Genomic DNA, 17,338 nt, shown 5'->3' with positions numbered 1-17,338 from the left:
GGCGGAAATGCAAATTGGGGCTGTGTTCGCAAGCCGGGCGCCGGAACCGGCCTGTTTCAGGCCAGCAGCTCCATCCGATAAACGATTGCATGGATTTACACCTTTGCTCCTGAAAACGTGACTGAACTCGACATGAATATGTCGTTTTTTGAACATCGAGGGCCGTTCGGAGTGCTCGCTCTGGCGTTTGAATGGGTCAAGCTATGTGCATCGCGGCGCGGCAGAGCGTGACCGAATACCGGCCACCTTGACCGACGCCGGATCAAAACAAAATCTACAGGGAGGAAAAGTATCGATGACTGATATTGTAGATGACCAAACCGAGGACATACCTCATCCGATAGAAACGGACTATGAAGTCGGACAGGACAATGTCAATCCGCTCGGGCTTGATATCCACAATCCGGTTTTCGCGATTTCAGGCATCTCGATTCTGGCCTTCGTCCTGTTGACGCTGGCCTTTCAGGAACAGGCCGGAGGATTCTTCAACTGGCTGCGCCCGTTCCTGACCTCGAACTTTGCGTGGTTCTTCCTGAGCGCGGGCAATATCTTCTTGATTTTCTCGATCTTCCTGATGCTTTCGCCGCTGGGCAAAATCCGTCTGGGCGGTCAGGATGCCACACCTGATTACAGCTATTCCGGCTGGTTTGCGATGCTGTTCGCGGCCGGCATGGGTATCGGCCTGCTGTTCTTTGGTGTGTCCGAGCCGATGTCGCATTTCGCCTCCTCGATGGGCGGAACCGCCTCTGAGGCCGGGGCGCGCACCGACTGGGCGCCGCTGGGTGCCGCTGCCGGAGACCCGATTGCCGCGCGTGATCTGGGTATGGCCGCGACCATCTTCCACTGGTCCCTGCACCCCTGGGCGATCTATGCGGTGGTGGCCCTGTCACTGGCGTTTTTCACCTATAACAACGGCTTGCCGCTGACTTTGCGGTCTGCCTTCTATCCGTTGCTGGGCGAACGCGTGTGGGGCTGGTGGGGTCATGTCATCGACATCACCGCCGTGTTTGCGACGCTGTTCGGTCTGGCGACCTCGCTGGGCTTCGGTACGGAACAGGCGCTGGCCGGGTTCAACTACCTGTTCGGCTGGGGCACCGGCGGCGTGGCCAAGGTGATCCTGATCGCGGTGATCACAGCGATTGCACTGGTCTCGGTAATCCGGGGTCTGGATGGTGGCGTCAAGGTGCTGTCCGAGATCAATATCGGTCTGGCCGCGCTGCTGCTGCTGTTCGTCATCTTCGTGGGTCCGACTGCAACGATCTTCGAGACGATCTTTGCCGGTGGTGTTGCTTATGCCAAGGAACTGATCCCGCTGTCGAACCCGTTTGGCCGTGAGGACAGCAACTTCATGGAAGGCTGGACCGCGTTCTACTGGGCCTGGTGGATTTCCTGGTCGCCCTTCGTGGGTATGTTCATCGCCCGCGTTTCCCGTGGACGTACCGTGCGCGAGTTCATCTTCTGCGTGATCATCATCCCGACGCTGGTTGGTATCCTGTGGATGGGTGCATTTGGTGGCGCAGCGGTATCGCAGGTCATCAACGATGCGGCTGCACCGGTGCAGGAAGCCGCGCTGGAGCTGAAATTGTTCGTGATGCTTGAGGCTCTGCCTCTGGCGACGGTCACGTCGATCCTGGGCATCATCCTGGTGCTGGCGTTCTTCGTCACCTCGTCGGACTCGGGTTCGCTGGTGATCGACACCATCACGTCGGGCGGCAAGACCGACGCGCCGGTGGCACAGCGTATCTTCTGGTGCACCTTCGAGGGTGTGGTTGCGGCGACGCTGCTGCTGGTCGGTGGGTCGGCGGCGCTGACAGCGCTGCAGGCGATGGCGGTTTCGACGGGCTTCCCGTTTACCATCGTTCTGCTTGCGATGTGCGTTAGCCTTTATATCGGGCTGAAGCGGGCTCAGAGAGATCTAAAGTCGCAATAGAGCTTGAAAACAACTGTGCCGCGGGAAATCCCCGCGGCACCATCGCTTTGGCGGGGTCGTGCCGCTAGACCGGTTGGATAGTGCCGCTAATGCTCGGCTCGTTTCCGATCAATCCCATCTCACTCAACATGTTTGACCCTGCCTACACGGGTCCGCTGCGCAGCGACTGGGCACCAGTTGCATTGCGGGCTATCATCAGACCATCTTCGCCGACCGGTTGATCGATGCCGGGCGTGTCAGGCCCGTATTCGCTTTTGGACTGGAAAGCTCTGATGAACAAACCCGATTTTCTGGCACGCATTCAGGATTTGCCCATCTGGGATGGCGCAATTCAGGCGCAGCCGCTGACCGGTGGCATTACCAATGTGAATTACAGGGTAACGGATGCCAAAGGCACTTACGTGGTGCGCGTGGGCAATGACATTCCATTACATCAGGTGATGCGGTTCAACGAGCGGTCCGCCAGCAGGGCCGCACATGCCGCTGGCCTGTCCCCGGCGGTGCTTTACACGGCAGGCGATCTGACGGTGCTTGAGTTTATCGAAAGCCGAACGCTCAGCGAAGAGGACGTGCGGAACCCCGAAATACTGCCGCGCGTTCTACAACTGGTAAAAGCCTGCCATCACGAGGTGCCCAAATATCTACGCGGCCCGTCGCTGGTATTCTGGGTGTTTCATGTTATTCGCGACTATGCCGCCACGCTTTTGGAACGTGGCAGCGCGCATGAGGCGCTGATCCCCGACCTTCTCGCCGCAGGGACCGAACTGGAGAGCGCCGCCGGGCCCTATGACATCGTCTTTGGCCATAACGACTTGCTCTGCGGTAACTTTCTGGATGATGGCGACCGGTTATGGCTAATCGATTTCGACTATGCCGGTTTCAACTCTCCGCTGTTTGATCTGGGCGGGCTAGCCTCGAACAATGGTCTGTCGTCCCAACAGGAGGACTGGGTGCTGGAAACCTATTTCGAAAACCCTGTCACCAACGACCTGCGCCACCGCTATACAGCGATGAAATGCGCCTCGCTGCTGCGCGAAACGATGTGGAGCATGGTGTCCGAGATCACCTCGGAGATCGATTTTGATTATGCAGCCTATTCTGCCGAGAACCTCGCGCTGTTCCGTGCAGCCCAGAGAGACTTCAAAAATACCTGAGGACAGACATGACCGACCTTCCCAAAACAGCCAAAGCCGTCATCATCGGGGGCGGCATTATCGGGTGTTCGACCGCGTACCATCTGGCCCGGCTGGGGTGGACCGATACGGTGCTGCTGGAACGCAAGAAACTAACCTCGGGCACGACATTCCATGCCGCAGGGCTGGTGGGTCAGCTGCGCTCGAACGCGAATATCACGCAGTTGCTGGGCTATTCGGTCGATCTGTATAACAAGATCGAAGAAGAAACCGGACTTGGTACGGGCTGGAAAATGAATGGCGGTCTGCGCCTGGCCTGTAACGAGGAGCGCTGGACCGAGGTGAAACGGCAGGCCACCACCGCCCATTCCTTTGGTCTGGACATGCAGTTGCTGACCCCGTCCGAGGCGCAGGAGCTGTGGCCGCTGATGGATGTCTCGGACGTGGTAGGGGCCGCCTATCTGCCGACCGATGGTCAAGCGAATCCGTCGGACATCACGCAGGCACTGGCCAAGGGTGCGCGCATGGCCGGGGCGACGATCTTTGAGAACACCAAAGCCACTGATATCGAGATCGAGGACGGCAAGATCCGCGCCGTGATCACGGAGCAGGGTCGAATCGAATGCGAAAAGGTGATCTGCTGTGCCGGCCAGTGGACCCGCAGCTTTGCCGGTAAGTTCGGTGTGAACGTGCCGCTGGTGCCGATGCAGCATCAGTATCTTGTGACCGAACCGTTCGATGTGCCTTCGAACCTGCCCACCCTGCGCGATCCTGATCGCCTGACCTATTACAAGGAAGAGGTTGGCGGGTTGGTCATGGGCGGGTATGAGCCCAACCCGATCCCTTGGGCCACGCAAGGGATCCCGCAGGGCTTTCACTATACCCTGCTGGACAGCAATTTCGACCATTTCGAACAGGTTATGGAACAAGCGCTGGGGCGGGTTCCGGCGCTGGAGACTGCGGGCGTCAAAACCTTGACCAACGGGCCGGAGAGTTTCACGCCCGACGGCAATTTCATCATCGGTGAGGCGCCAGAGCTGCGAAATTTCTTCGTCGGCGCTGGCTTCAACGCCTTTGGTATCGCTGCCGGTGGTGGAGCAGGCATGGCGCTGGCCGAATGGGTCCACAATGGCGAGCCGCCGTTTGATCTGTGGTCTGCCGATATCCGCCGCTTTGGCCGCCCGCATTTCGACACTGACTGGGTGCGCACCCGCACGGTCGAAGCCTATGGCAAGCACTACACGATGGGCTGGCCGCATGAGGAACATGACAGCGGCCGCCCCTGCCGCAAATCGCCGCTTTATGACAGGCTCAAGGAACAAGGGGCGTGCTTTGGCGAGAAACTGGGCTGGGAGCGTCCGAACTGGTACGCAGATGCGTCGCTGGGCGAGACCGCCAAGGATGAATACAGCTTTGGCCGCCAGAACTGGTTTGCCGCCGTGGGCCGCGAACACAAGACCGCGCGCGAGGCGGCTGTGCTGTTTGATCAGACATCTTTTGCCAAATTTTCGCTGAAAGGGCCCGATGCGCTGGCCGCGCTCAACTGGATCTGCGCGAATGATGTGAACAAACCCGTGGGCGCGCTGACCTATACCCAAATGCTGAACGACAAGGGTGGCATTGAATGTGACCTGACCGTTGGCCGCGTGGCGCATGACGAGTTCTACATTGTCACCGGCACCGGTTTTGCCACCCATGATTTCGACTGGATCAGTCGCAATATTCCGGAAGGTATGAACTGTCAGCTGTTCGACATCACCTCGTCCAACGCGGTTCTGTCGCTGATGGGGCCGAAGGCACGGGATATTCTGGCCGCTGTAACGCGCGATGAAGTGTCGAATGAGGGGTTCAAATTCGGCACCATTCGCACCATCGGCATCGCCGGGTATCCGGTCAGAGCGCTGCGCGTGACCTATGTGGGCGAGTTGGGGTGGGAGCTACACCTGCCGGTGGAATATGCCCAAACCGTCTATGATGCGCTGATGGCAGCAGGCCAGCCGCATGGTCTGGTCAATGCGGGCTATCGCGCGATTGAATCGCTGCGGCTGGAAAAAGGCTATCGCGCCTGGGGGTCCGATATCGGGCCCGACCACACTCCGTTCGAAAGCGGGTTGGGCTGGGCCGTGAAGCTGCACAAGAACATCGACTTCAAGGGACGCGCCGCTGCTGAAAAGCAAAAAGCTGAAGGCGTCGCCAAGATGCTGGTCTGCTTTACCGTCGACCCCGATATCGTGCTGCTGGGGCGCGAGACCATTTATCGCAACGGCAAGCGCGTGGGCTGGCTATCCTCGGGCGGTTATGGATATACCATTAACAAATCCATCGGGTACGGATATGTCCGCAACACCGACGGGGTCAATGCCGAATACGTCACCTCAGGCCACTACGAGCTTGAGGTCGCGACGCGGCGGGTGCCCTGCGAGGTGACTTTGCAGCCGCTTTACGACCTCAGGATGGAACGCATCAAGGCGTAAGGATCAAAGGATGTTGGATACCAACAATTTGGAAGGCCACGCAAAGGCGGTGGCAAAGGTCGCCTCGGACGCGGCGATGCGGTATTTCCGCGGGCGACTGGGTATCGAGTTCAAGGCGGACGAAAGCCCGGTCACACAGGCCGATAAACAGGTCGAGGCCGAGGTGCGCGCCTATCTGAAACAGCACTTCCCGGATCATGGTGTGTTTGGCGAGGAAGAAGGCAAGGATTTGGGCGATGGTCGTCATATGTGGGTCATTGATCCCATTGACGGCACCCGGTCGTTTCTGTCCGGGCACCCTCTGTTCGGGTTCCTGCTGGCGCATCTGAGCGAGGGCCGGGCCGAGCTGGGCGTTGTCGGGATGCCTGCGCTGGATGAAACCTTTGTGGGTGTCGTGGGTCGAGGGGCGACACTGAACGATCAGCCGATCCATGTCTCGGATCAGACGCGGCTGGATCAGGCGATCCTGTTCGTGAATGAAGGCGACAAAATCTATCGCGACCACCCCGAAGTGTTCGACCGCCTGATGCAGGCAGGGCAGACACGGCGTTTTGCCTATGACTGCTACCCCCACGCCCTGCTGGCCGCCGGTCATGTGGACGCGGTGGTGGACTATGATCTGCAACCTTACGACTACCTCGCGCTGTCACCGCTGATCGAAGCCGCCGGAGGGGTGATGACCGGTTGGGATGGCCAACCCTTGACGCTTGACTCGAACGGGGCGGTGGTTTCTGCCGCGACGCCCGCGCTTCATGCTGAGTTGCTGGATGTGCTACAGGCCGGATCGGACGACTAACCGCTCGGGTCGTCTGCTGCTCAGTTGAGCGGCGCTCGCTGACTGGGTAATGCGCCAAAACGGTTTTGATAGTCGCGCGAAAAGCGGCCCAAATGCGAGAACCCGCAGTCGAATGCAACCTGCGTGACACTGGGCCTATCTTGCCGGGTATTCAGCCGATAGTGCGCCGCATCCAGACGGGCGTTTTTCAGATACTGCATCGGCGTCAGGTCATAGCGTTGACGAAACCCGTTTTGCAGGGTGCGAACATTCACCCCAGCCTCAGCCGCGATATTGCCTAATGTGATCGGCTCGGCCAGCTTGGCGTGAATAAAGTCGACGGCGCGGCGCAATGCGCGGGGCGTTGGTCCGGTGTCGGCCTGATCCAGAATATGCGAGATGTTGCTGCTGTGAAGGGTCAACAGGGCGTGGGCCAGGTCCATCTCAGCCTTCAGATCGTGGCCATGCCCCGTACCAAGACACAGATCGCCCCGATCCGTGGCCGTCGCACAGGCCAGTACCATCCGCTTCAAGCGCGCGCCATCCGGTGAGCGCAAATCGACCCGCGCATCAAAGCGCACAGGGCCCGGCAAGGGCGCACCGCTGAGACTTTCGGCGACCGCGTGCAGGTGGGATTTACTGATTTGCAGGATCAGTTTCCGGCACTCGCCCTGCCAGATCATCCGCGTGTCGCGGTCGGGGTTCAGCAGGGTGGCAGTCGCAGCGTCGGCCAGAACCTCTTCGCCGCGATGGGTCACGCTGGACTGGCCTGATAGCGGGATCTGCAACAGGTAGAAAGACCGCAGCTGGCCGGGATCAATGCTGACATCTGCGCCATAATGCAGATAGTTCAGCGACACATTCCGCCCCGCCACATGATTATGGGTCACCGCCAGCCCCCGGCGTCGGCCCATCTGTTCCAGCCGGTGATCGCAGAATTTCTGCGCCACGCAACTGCGCGCCTCATCCAGATCGCCGGTTTGAAGCAGCGGGAATCGGTTCAGGAATACCGGGGTCTGCGATTGAGATATGTGCTGCACGGGTCAGATCTCCTGCTGTCACGCTAGCAGGCGAACGATTTATTTCAAGCCTAAAGCTTTTGGGCGCAGAATGGTTCGTTTTCTGGATAAACGGATATGCAAACCTCGTGCACACTTGGCCAATCGCAGCACATGCAGGGAGGGTATGAATGTCGGCGGGCACAGCAAAACGCAAATCGGTTGCGGTGATTGGGGGCGGGGTCAGCGGGCTGGCCGCGGCCAAGGCCTTTGCCGAGCGGGGGCATGACGTCACCGGGTTTGAACGCAGCCATGACTTTGGCGGCGTATGGGAATTGTCGCGCTCTTACCCGGATGTGCAGACGCAATCGCCCAAGGATCTGTATTGCTATACCGACCACCCGATGCCGCAGGACTATCCCGAATGGCCCAAGGGCCCGCAGGTACATAAGTACCTGCTGTCTTACGTGCAAAAGCACGATTTGGCGCAGCTGTTCCGGCTGAACACCAATATCAAAGCGATGGAGCGGCGCAGCGACGGGCAACCCGGCTGGACGCTGACGGTTGAGGCAGACGGCGCGGAACAGAGCGAGGATTTCGACTTTGTCGCGGTCTGCACCGGTCAGTTCTCGGAAAAGAACATCATCTCTCATCCGGGTCAGGAGGCGTTTCAAGGGCGCGGCGGGCAGGTGATGCATTCGTCGGAATATACCGATCCCAGCATTGTGCAGGGCAAGGATGTTGTCGTTCTGGGGGGATCCAAATCGGCGACCGATATTGCGGTGAACGCCACCATGAACGGTGCGAAATCCGTGCGGCTGGTCTATCGCGAGAATGTCTGGCGCATCCCGTATTTCGTTGGCGGGATCAACTTCAAACACTTGCTTTACATGCGCGCACAGGAGCAGCAGTTCAACCAATGGGGTAAGTCCCCCGCGCAGCGCTTGGTCGCGGCGCTGTTCAAACCGCTGGTCTGGGCAAATTTCCGCGGACTTGAAACCATGCTGAAACTTCAGCTGGGTCTGAAAAAGCACAATATGGTTCCGGACATTCCGATCGAAAAGGATGTCTCGTGTTCCGTTCCCATCGTTACGCCCGGCTTTTTCGAGGCGCTGAATGCGGGCCAGTTGCAGACAACCATCGGATCGTTCGACAGCTATACCGAGGACGGACTGAAGCTGACCACGGGCGAGGTCGTGCCCTGCGACGTGGCCGTTCTGGCCGTGGGCTGGAAACTGGGCGTGCCCTACCTGCCGCAGGAGTACCAGGACAAGCTGATCGAGGCGGATGGTCAATACCGGGTCTATCGTCTGTCGGTAAATCCGGATCTGCCGGATATGGGCTTTGTCGGCTTCAACTCCAGCTTCTGCACCATCCTGTCGGCTGAAATGATCGCCAATTGGCTGGTGCGCTATGCGGATGGACAGTTGGCCAACCAGCCCTCGGAGGCCGCGATGAATGAAAATATCGAGATGATGCTGAACTGGCGGCGCAATGAACGTCCTGCGGCGCAGGTGTATGGCGGGCTGTGCTCGGCGCCGTTTCATTTCAAGCATTTTGACGAATTGCTGGCCGATATGGGGGCTGCGAGGACCAAGCGCAGCAATCCGCTGGCCGAACAGTTTCGGTATCCGGATGCGGCGGCCTATGGTGAATTTCTAGGCTCGGCCCCGCAATACAAGGCAACCTGAAATGCAGATGGACATAAACCGAGGAGGACATGATGAAAGATCTGGAAAAAGGTATCACCAAGAACGGTGTCGGCTATAAAGAGACGACGTGGAACATTCTGGGGCAGGTCTATTACCCCAAGGCGGTCTGCGGGACAACATTTGCCTTTGAGACCAACTCGAACCCCGGCGATTTTGTGCCCGTCCACATCCACCCCACGCAGGACGAGTTCATCCTTGTACAGGAAGGCGAGCTGGATCTGAAGCTGGATGGCGTTTGGACCAAGGCCTATGCTGGCGATCTGGTGCGGATGCCGCGCGGTATCCCGCACGGCTATTTCAACAAATCCGACAAACCGGCGCGCGCGCTGTTCTGGGTCTCGCCTATGGGTAAGCTGAAAGACTTGTTCGAGGAATTGCACGAACTGACCGACGTTGAGCAGGTGGTGAAAATCTCAGCTGAGCATGATGTCGACTTTCTGCCACCCGAAGCGAACGAATAATTCCAGACTCCGGCGGGTGAAACCGGCGGAGCCACACCCAATCTCCGGAAAAAGCTTTAAGGTTGAAATAGTTTCCCGTAGGATGGACCTGGAAGGCTGACACAGGTGCGGGTGACGCGCCAATGGGTGAGAAGGTTTGAATGAGCGATAGCGAAGATGTCTTGAAACGCAGGCGCCTCAGGGCGTGGATCAGGCTTCTTCGCGTGACGCGCGGAACCGAAAACCACCTGCGGGAATTTCTGAGAACGCAATATAGCACAACGCTGCCCCGCTTCGACGTTGCGGCTGCCCTTCATCGTCACAAGAAGCCAATGAAAATGAGCGAGCTTGGCAAACTGTTGCTGGTGTCGAACGGTAATGTGACGGCGGTTGTCGAACGAATGGAGAAAGATGGGCTGACGGTGCGATCCCAAAGCCCTGAGGATCGCCGCAGCGTTCTGGTCTCGCTTACCGATCTGGGGCGAGAGACATTCGAAGAGATGGCCCGCGCCCATGAGGCCGAGGTTGACGCCCTGTTTGCAAATCTCGACGGAGATGACCTTGATCTGGTGCGCGACCTGCTGCGGAAGTTCGAAAGCAACCACCAGTCCGATACGGCGCGCAAGGCCTGAGCAGAGCAGGGCAGGCCCTGATGCTAACGCGCGCCGGTTGTGGCAAGATACATCGGCCCGCCTTTCCACCTGGGAAAGCCGAACGCGTTCACCATGACCACATCGATATCCTGCGCGCTTTGGGCGATGCCTTCGTCAAGGATGGACTGTGCTTCGGATTGCATACGGGACAGAATTCGCCCCATGATCTCGTCCGAGCTTAGTGCCACGCGGGGAATGCCCTTGCGTCTGGATTCCGAAAAGATCAGCGCTTCGACCTCGGGGTTGGGCGTGCGGGTCTTGCCGTCATACAGATACCATCCGCGCCCGGCTTTTTGCCCGAACCAGCCCTGTTCGCACATCCTGTCGGCGATCTCGACATATCTCTGGTCCGGGTCGCGGGTTGCGGCCTGTCGTTTGCGCATGGCCCAGGCGATATCCAGACCAGCAAGATCCTGCATCTGGTAAAGCCCCATGGGCATACCAAATTCGACCATGGCTTGGTCGATCTGCCAGGGCAGGGCCCCGTCTTCGAGCATGTACTCACCTTCGCGGCGATACGCGGACATAATCCGGTTGGCGATAAATCCGTCGCAGACCCCGGCAAGCACGCATGTTTTTCCAAGCTGCTTGCCAAAGCTGATCGCGTTGGCCAGAACCGAGTCGGAGACCGCGTCAGGAACGACGATTTCCATCAGCTTCATGATATGAGCCGGGGAAAAGAAATGCAGCCCGACAACCCGGCTTGGGTCGCGCACGGATCGGGCGATTTCGTTGACGTCCAGATATGAGGTGTTCGAGGCCAGAATGGCGTCGGGCCGTGTTGCCATATCAAGCTGTGCAAAGACCTCTCGCTTGACGTCCATATCTTCAAACACGGCTTCGATCACAAGGTCGGCGGTCGCGAAATCGGCGTATTGCGTTGTGGTTGAAAAGTTCTGCAACAACTGATCGTGCCGGGATTGCGAGATCAATCCTCGTTTCAGGCTGCCGGACAGGACATCTGCGACCCGTTCTGCTCCGGCGTCCGCCGCTGCAGCATCTCGCTCGGCCAAAGCAACTTGCTTGCCGGACAAAAGGCAGGCCGCAGCGATGCCTGCACCCATTGTACCTCCTCCGACCACGCCAACGGACGCGATTTGCGATCCGGTTACGCCTTTCAACCGGTCCAACCGCCCGGATGCACGCTCGGCAAAAAAGATGTATCGCAGGGCGGCGGATTGGGGATCGTCTTTGAGGATCAGAAAGGTCTTACGCTCTTCGGCCAGGGCTGCGTCGGGGGGCAGGGTCAGGGTATTCCGCACTGCCTGAGCGGCCGCTGCAGGCGAATGTTGCCCACGCGCACGGGTCTGGATTTGCTCGGCTTTTGCCTCAAAGGCAGCCGAGTCATTTGGCGCTTTCACAGGGCGCTGCAATGTCGGCAGGCTCAGCGCATCGGGGTCCAGCGTTTGGGCAAAGCCGACCGCCGCCTGCGCCAGATCGTCCTGTGTCTGCACATCGATCAGACCGGCACTTTGGGCCTTGTCAGCGGGGATTGGCTTGCCACCCGCGATCATCTCAAGCGCCATATCAGCGGCGACGAGGCGCGGCAGCTGCACCGTCCCCCCTGCACCGGGAATGAGGCCCAGATTGACCTCGGGCAGACCCAGTTTCGCGCCGTCGGACGCGATGCGATAGCGGCAGGCCATGGCCAGTTCCAGCCCACCACCCAGAACTGTGCCGTGCAATGCGGCAACCCACGGTTTTTTGGCGGCCTCGATGGCGCGAAGCACGTCGGGCAGATGGGGTTCAAGCGGTGGTTTGCCGAATTCACGAACATCCGCTCCGGCCACAAAGGTGCGCCCGGCGCAGGCCAGAACCACAGCCGCGATGGAGGTGTCGTCTTCGGTCTGCCGCAACGCGTCCACAAGGCCTTGTCGCACGGCGTGGCTTATCGCGTTGACGGGTGGATTGTCGATGGTAACAACCGCAACAGGGCCACGTTTTGAGAGAGAAACAGTCATGACGATGCTCCGACAAAGGCGTTAACTGGGGTGGTCACGGGATCACAAAGATCCTCGCTTTACCTGGAAGGTGTGACACAGGCGGGTTCGGATGTCATTGGGTAGAATACCTTTCAAGACAAATGCCAATGTGCGAGCCATAATATTTTAAACTTAAAAATTCAAGCTTGAAGCAATAACGCAACTCCGGTACGGTCGAGACACTGGTTTTGTGATATGTAACACCAACGTCAGACGGAGGGGCAAATGCGGATTGCCTGTTTGGGAGGGGGGCCAGCGGGCCTCTACTTTGCCATTTCGATGAAGCTTCGCGATCCGGCGCATGACGTTGTGGTGATGGAACGCAATCGTGCCAATGACACGTTCGGCTGGGGCGTCGTGCTGTCTGACGATGCGTTGGAAAATCTGCAGGAAAACGATCCAAAAAGCGCGCAGGCGATCCGCGATCACTTTGCCTATTGGGATGACATCGCAGTTGTGCATGACGGGGTGCGCACGGTTTCGGGCGGGCATGGGTTCGCCGGTATCGGTCGCAAGCAAATGCTGTTGTTGCTACAAAAGCGCGCGCGCGAACTTGGGGTTGAACTGCGCTTTGAATGCCCGTTTGAAACGGCGGCAGATTTCAAGGATGACTATGATCTTGTGGTGGCCTGCGACGGCATCAACTCTCAGACCCGGGCGGCCTATGCGGATCATTTCAAGCCAGATGTGGATGTACGCGCCTGCAAGTTCATCTGGCTTGGCACGCATCAGAAATTCGATGATGCTTTTACCTTTATCTTTGAAAAGACCCCGCATGGCTGGATCTGGGCGCATGTGTATCAGTTCGACGACGACACGGCGACCTTCATCGTGGAATGCGCGCAGGACACCTGGGACAAGTTCGGGTTCGAAGGCATGTCCAAGGAGGACATCATAAAGTCCTGCGAAAAGGTATTTGCCGATCATCTGAGCGGCCACGCTCTGATGTCGAATGCGGATCACCTGCGTGGTTCGGCGGTCTGGATGAACTTTCCGCGTGTTTTGTGTGAGAAATGGTATCACGAGAACATCGTGCTGCTGGGCGATGCATCCGCAACGGCGCATTTCTCAATCGGATCCGGGTCGCGGCTGGCGTTTGACAGCGCGATTGCGCTGGCGAACTATCTGCAGTCTGAACCAGACATGCAATCCGCCTTCCAGCGATATCAAGAGGAACGGCGGCTTGAAGTTCTGCGCCTGCAATCGGCGGCGCGCAACTCGTTGGAATGGTTCGAGGATGTCGAGTGCTATCTGGATCTTGATCCGGTACAGTTCAACTATTCGCTGCTTACTCGGTCGCAGCGGATCAGCCATGAAAACCTGCGCCTGCGCGATCCGAAATGGTTGGAGTCGGCCGAGCGCTGGTTCCAGACCCAGGCCGGAGTTGCAGCAGACGCACCGGTGCGAACACCGATGTTTGCGCCTTACAAGCTGCGCGGGATGGCGTTGAGCAACCGGATCGTCGTCTCTCCGATGGCGCAATATAAGGCGGTAGATGGCTGCCCGACAGATTGGCATCTTGTGCATCTGGGCGAGCGCGCAAAAGGCGGGGCGGGGCTGGTCTATACGGAAATGACCTGTGTCTCGGATACCGGCCGCATCACGCCGGGCTGTCCGGGTCTGTATCTGCTGGAACATGAGGCGGCCTGGAAGCGGATCACCGACTTTGTCCATGCCGAAACGGACGCAAAGATCTGTTGCCAGATCGGCCACTCGGGACGCAAAGGATCCACCAATCTTGGTTGGGAGGGGATAGACAAACCGCTGGCCAGTGGCAACTGGGATCTGATCTCGGCCTCTGCCGTTGCATGGTCGCCAGACAATGCCACTCCGCGCGCAATGACACGGGCGGATATGGATCAGGTGACGGCGCAGTTTGTCGCCTCGGCACAAATGGCGGATCGTGCCGGATTCGATATGATCGAGCTGCACGCGGCGCATGGATACCTGATCTCGTCGTTCATCTCGCCGGTCTCAAATACGCGCGAGGATGATTATGGCGGTTCCCTGGAAAACCGTCTGCGCTATCCGCTTGAGGTTTTTGCCGCGATGCGCGCGGCTTGGCCTGCAGACAAGCCTATGGCTGTGCGGATTTCGGCAAATGACTGGGTTGGTGATGTCGGCGTAACCCCGGAAGAGGCGGTGAAGATCGCACAGGCGTTCGAGGCCGCCGGCGCCGACATTATCGACGTATCCGCAGGCCAGACGACGATAGATGCCAAGCCGGTCTATGGCCGGATGTTCCAGACGCCGTTTTCCGATCGCATCCGAAACGAGGCCGGAATCAAAACCATGGCGGTTGGCAATATCTATGAGGCCGATCATGTGAACTCGATCCTCATGGCCGGGCGGGCCGATCTGGTCTGCCTTGCGCGTCCGCATCTGTCCGACCCGTATTGGACGCTGCACGCGGGTGCCTCGATTGGCGACCGTCATGCCGACTGGCCGCTGCCGTATCTGGCGGGCCGCGATCAAAGCTGGCGTCTAGCCGATCGCGAGGCCGAGATGGTGGGCAAGGTATGACGCTGGCAGGCAAACATGTGGTTGTCACCGGCGGCGGGTCCGGCGTGGGGGCCGAGACCGCCCGACAGTTCGCGGACGCTGGTGCCAATGTCACCATCATGGGACGGACCGAGCAGCACCTGAAAGCGCAGGGATTGCCATGGCAGGTCTGCGACGTTACCGATCCGGGTTCGGTTTCACAGGCATTTGAAGCGTCCCGCGACCAATACGGACCCATTGCTATCGTGATCGCCAATGCCGGTGCAGCTACCTCGGTACCTTTTACCAAGATGGCGGCGCAGGATCTGGACGACATGATCGGCGTCAACCTGCGCGGGGTTTTCAACGTCTGGAAACAGGCGCTGCCCGATATGAAACAGGGCGGTTGGGGGCGGATGATCGCCATCGCCTCGACCGCGGGGCTCAAGGGCTATCCTTATGTTGCCGGATATTGCGCGGCCAAACACGGCGTCGTGGGCCTGACCCGCGCGCTGGCGCTGGAACTCGCCCCAACGGGCATTACAGTGAACGCGATCTGCCCAGGGTTTATCGAAACACCGATGCTAGAGCGATCCATCGCAAATATCACCGAAAAAACCGGGATGAGCGCCGAGGAGGCCGCCAAATCCTTATGGCGCAATAACCCGCGGAAACGATTCATCCAGACCGATGAGGTGGCCGGAACAGCGCTATGGTTATGCTCGGATGCGGCCAGATCGGTGAATGGACACGCGCTCAGCCTGTCGGGTGGCGAGATTTGATGGAGGACGAGAATGCGCAGTGATGTCGCTCATTTCATCTGCACGATCGAGAACGGAATTGCCACGGTTGCGTTGAACCGGCCGGAGCGTAAGAACCCGCTCTCGTTCGACAGCTACGCAGAGTTGCGCGACTGGTTCCGCGATCTGCACTATGACGACGAAGTGAAGGCTGTGGTTTTTGCGCCGAACCAGGGCAATTTCAGCTCGGGCGGGGATGTGCATGAAATCATCGGGCCGCTGACCAGAATGAACATGAAAGAGCTGCTGGCCTTTACCCGCATGACCGGCGATCTGGTCAAAGCGATGGTGAATTGCGGCAAGCCGATCATTGCGGCGGTGGATGGCATCAGCGCCGGGGCGGGGGCGATCATCGCAATGGCCTCGGACCTAAGGATCGCCACGCCTCAGGCAAAGACCGCGTTTCTGTTCAACCGCGTCGGGCTGGCTGGGTGCGATATGGGGGCCTGCGCAATCCTGCCGCGGATCATCGGGCAGGGCAGGGCGGCGGAATTGCTGTATCTTGGCCGCTCGATGAGCGCAGAGGAAGGTGCGGCGTGGGGATATTTCAACCGCGTTGTGCCGCAGGATCAGTTGCTTGAATCCGCGCAAGACATGGCGGGTCGGATTGCCGAGGGGCCGGGTTTTGCCAACATGATGACCAAGACCATGTTGGCGCAGGAATGGTCCATGTCGATCGAACAGGCCATCGAGGCCGAGGCGCAGGCGCAGGCGATCTGTATGCAGGGTCAGGATTTTCACCGGGCCTACAACGCCTTTGTCGCCAAAGAGAAACCGGAATTCGAGGGCGATTGATGGCAGACAAAAGCTTTCTCAGCTGGCCTTTTTTCGAAGACCGCCATCGCGATCTGGCGGCGCGTCTGGACGATTGGGCAGCGTCGGAACTGAAGGGCATTGATCACAGCGACACAGATCAGGCTTGCCGTGATCTGGTCAACGCCCTTGGCCGCGACGGTTGGCTAACCCATTCCGCGGTTGATCCCGATGCAACGGCACCGCTGGATGTGCGCAACCTGTGCCTGATCCGCGAGACGCTGGCGCGCCATGATGGGCTGGCCGATTTTTCCTTTGCCATGCAGGGGCTGGGAACGGGCGCGTTGTCCCTGTTTGGGACCGACGCGCAAAAGTCCGAATGGCTGACGCAGACCCGCGCGGGCAAGGCTATATCGGCCTTTGCCTTAACCGAGCCGCAATCGGGATCGGATGTGGCCAATTCAACCATGACTGCCGTGCCGGACGGGGATGATTACATCCTGAACGGCGAAAAGACATGGATCTCGAATGGCGGCATCGCTGATGTCTACACGGTCTTTGCCCGCACCGGAGAGGCTCCGGGCGCCAAGGGGCTGTCGGCCTTTGTGGTGCCAGCCGGTCTGCCTGGGTTTGAAGTGGTCGAGCGGTTGCACACCATCGCACCGCATCCGCTGGCACGGCTGCGGTTCGCTGATTGCCGTATTCCGGCCAGCGCGCTGATCGGCGAACGCGGGGCCGGGTTCAGGATTGCCATGTCTGTTCTGGATGTTTTCCGCTCGACCGTGGCCGCCGCCGCATTGGGCTTTGCGCGGCGCGCGCTGGACGAAGCCCTGAGCCGTGTGAGCACGCGCAAAGTTCAGGGGGGCCCGCTTTTTGATCTGCAGATGGTGCAGGGGCATATTGCAGACATGGCGCTGGACGTCGATGCCTCGGCACTGTTGGTTTATCGCGCGGCGTGGGCCAAGGACAGCGGCGCGGCGCGGGTCACCCGCGAGGCCGCCATGGCCAAGCTGTTTGCAACCGATCAAGCACAGCGCGTCATCGACAAAGCGGTTCAGCTTCACGGCGGCGATGGCGTCAAATCCGACGAGACTGTCGAACGTCTGTACCGCGAAATCAGGGCATTGCGCATCTACGAGGGGGCCTCGGATGTGCAGCGCGTCGTCATCGCGCGGCAGGCGCTTGGCGCGATGCAAAGGGGGTAATC

The 17,338-nt window shown here is 59.2% G+C and carries 13 protein-coding genes; 11 read left to right on the top strand and 2 right to left on the bottom strand.

The window, feature by feature from the left end; genetic code table 11:
- Positions 1-295: 295 nt before the first annotated feature.
- The 4 genes from ACR0FG_RS13825 (at position 296) to ACR0FG_RS13810 (ending at position 6,333) form a co-directional block, all read left to right on the top strand.
- Positions 296-1,930: a BCCT family transporter gene (locus ACR0FG_RS13825; protein WP_170715169.1), complete on the top strand. Its 1,635-nt coding sequence runs from the start codon at positions 296-298 to the stop codon at positions 1,928-1,930.
- A gap of 272 nt (positions 1,931-2,202) precedes the next feature.
- Positions 2,203-3,084, top strand: coding sequence for a phosphotransferase (locus ACR0FG_RS13820; protein WP_480893572.1), 882 nt, complete (start codon positions 2,203-2,205; stop codon positions 3,082-3,084).
- A gap of 8 nt (positions 3,085-3,092) precedes the next feature.
- On the top strand, positions 3,093-5,537 hold the full coding sequence (locus ACR0FG_RS13815; protein ID WP_480893571.1) for a GcvT family protein: 2,445 nt from the start codon (positions 3,093-3,095) through the stop codon (positions 5,535-5,537).
- 10 nt (positions 5,538-5,547) lie between these two features.
- Positions 5,548-6,333 carry an inositol monophosphatase family protein gene (locus ACR0FG_RS13810; RefSeq protein WP_480893570.1) on the top strand — a complete coding sequence of 262 codons (786 nt, stop codon included), beginning with the start codon at positions 5,548-5,550 and terminating at the stop codon, positions 6,331-6,333.
- 20 nt (positions 6,334-6,353) lie between these two features.
- On the opposite strand, the gene ACR0FG_RS13805 is transcribed toward ACR0FG_RS13810, so the two are convergent.
- A complete protein-coding gene (locus ACR0FG_RS13805; protein WP_480893569.1) occupies positions 6,354-7,352 on the bottom strand; it encodes an AraC family transcriptional regulator in 999 nt (332 codons plus the stop codon).
- Between the two features lie 149 nt (positions 7,353-7,501).
- Here ACR0FG_RS13805 and ACR0FG_RS13800 point away from each other — a divergent pair, with 149 nt between their 5' ends.
- The 3 genes from ACR0FG_RS13800 (at position 7,502) to ACR0FG_RS13790 (ending at position 10,094) form a co-directional block, all read left to right on the top strand.
- Complete coding sequence (locus ACR0FG_RS13800; RefSeq protein ID WP_480893568.1) at positions 7,502-9,001, top strand: flavin-containing monooxygenase; 1,500 nt, start codon at positions 7,502-7,504, stop codon at positions 8,999-9,001.
- Between the two features lie 32 nt (positions 9,002-9,033).
- The gene (locus ACR0FG_RS13795; protein ID WP_480893567.1) at positions 9,034-9,483 is read left to right on the top strand and encodes a cupin domain-containing protein; all 450 of its coding nucleotides are present in this window, start codon (positions 9,034-9,036) and stop codon (positions 9,481-9,483) included.
- 140 nt (positions 9,484-9,623) lie between these two features.
- The gene (locus ACR0FG_RS13790; RefSeq protein WP_480893566.1) at positions 9,624-10,094 is read left to right on the top strand and encodes a MarR family transcriptional regulator; all 471 of its coding nucleotides are present in this window, start codon (positions 9,624-9,626) and stop codon (positions 10,092-10,094) included.
- Positions 10,095-10,117: 23 nt separating this feature from the next.
- On the opposite strand, the gene ACR0FG_RS13785 is transcribed toward ACR0FG_RS13790, so the two are convergent.
- Complete coding sequence (locus tag ACR0FG_RS13785; protein WP_480893565.1) at positions 10,118-12,076, bottom strand: 3-hydroxyacyl-CoA dehydrogenase NAD-binding domain-containing protein; 1,959 nt, start codon at positions 12,074-12,076, stop codon at positions 10,118-10,120.
- A gap of 246 nt (positions 12,077-12,322) precedes the next feature.
- Here ACR0FG_RS13785 and ACR0FG_RS13780 point away from each other — a divergent pair, with 246 nt between their 5' ends.
- The 4 genes from ACR0FG_RS13780 to ACR0FG_RS13765 are packed head-to-tail and all read left to right on the top strand — an operon-like array spanning position 12,323 to position 17,336.
- Positions 12,323-14,620, top strand: a complete 2,298-nt coding sequence (locus ACR0FG_RS13780) for a bifunctional salicylyl-CoA 5-hydroxylase/oxidoreductase (protein ID WP_480893564.1) — start codon at positions 12,323-12,325, stop codon at positions 14,618-14,620.
- A complete protein-coding gene (locus tag ACR0FG_RS13775) occupies positions 14,617-15,360 on the top strand; it encodes an SDR family NAD(P)-dependent oxidoreductase (protein ID WP_480893563.1) in 744 nt (247 codons plus the stop codon). The genes ACR0FG_RS13780 and ACR0FG_RS13775 overlap by 4 nt, the downstream gene beginning before the upstream one ends.
- A 12-nt stretch (positions 15,361-15,372) precedes the next feature.
- Positions 15,373-16,173 (top strand): enoyl-CoA hydratase family protein, encoded by an 801-nt coding sequence (locus ACR0FG_RS13770; protein ID WP_480893562.1) that lies wholly within the window; start codon positions 15,373-15,375, stop codon positions 16,171-16,173.
- Positions 16,173-17,336, top strand: coding sequence for an acyl-CoA dehydrogenase family protein (locus ACR0FG_RS13765; RefSeq protein WP_480893561.1), 1,164 nt, complete (start codon positions 16,173-16,175; stop codon positions 17,334-17,336). The genes ACR0FG_RS13770 and ACR0FG_RS13765 overlap by 1 nt, the downstream gene beginning before the upstream one ends.
- The last annotated feature ends 2 nt before the right edge of the window (positions 17,337-17,338 follow it).

The sequence above is a fragment of the Ruegeria sp. E1 genome (assembly GCF_056534225.1).
The sequence above is the reverse complement of the archived record's forward strand: the minus strand, read 5'-3'. Positions and strand labels throughout refer to the sequence as shown.

Bases quoted from the DNA above. Each gene is read 5' to 3' on its own strand.
- ACR0FG_RS13825 (WP_170715169.1), top strand. From the start codon at position 296: ATGACTGATATTGTAGATGACCAAACCGAGGACATACCTCATCCGATA.
- ACR0FG_RS13820 (WP_480893572.1), top strand. From the start codon at position 2,203: ATGAACAAACCCGATTTTCTGGCACGCATTCAGGATTTGCCCATCTGG.
- ACR0FG_RS13815 (WP_480893571.1), top strand. From the start codon at position 3,093: ATGACCGACCTTCCCAAAACAGCCAAAGCCGTCATCATCGGGGGCGGC.
- ACR0FG_RS13810 (WP_480893570.1), top strand. From the start codon at position 5,548: ATGTTGGATACCAACAATTTGGAAGGCCACGCAAAGGCGGTGGCAAAG.
- ACR0FG_RS13800 (WP_480893568.1), top strand. From the start codon at position 7,502: ATGTCGGCGGGCACAGCAAAACGCAAATCGGTTGCGGTGATTGGGGGC.
- ACR0FG_RS13795 (WP_480893567.1), top strand. From the start codon at position 9,034: ATGAAAGATCTGGAAAAAGGTATCACCAAGAACGGTGTCGGCTATAAA.
- ACR0FG_RS13790 (WP_480893566.1), top strand. From the start codon at position 9,624: ATGAGCGATAGCGAAGATGTCTTGAAACGCAGGCGCCTCAGGGCGTGG.
- ACR0FG_RS13785 (WP_480893565.1), bottom strand. From the start codon at position 12,076: ATGACTGTTTCTCTCTCAAAACGTGGCCCTGTTGCGGTTGTTACCATC.
- ACR0FG_RS13780 (WP_480893564.1), top strand. From the start codon at position 12,323: ATGCGGATTGCCTGTTTGGGAGGGGGGCCAGCGGGCCTCTACTTTGCC.
- ACR0FG_RS13775 (WP_480893563.1), top strand. From the start codon at position 14,617: ATGACGCTGGCAGGCAAACATGTGGTTGTCACCGGCGGCGGGTCCGGC.
- ACR0FG_RS13770 (WP_480893562.1), top strand. From the start codon at position 15,373: ATGCGCAGTGATGTCGCTCATTTCATCTGCACGATCGAGAACGGAATT.
- ACR0FG_RS13765 (WP_480893561.1), top strand. From the start codon at position 16,173: ATGGCAGACAAAAGCTTTCTCAGCTGGCCTTTTTTCGAAGACCGCCAT.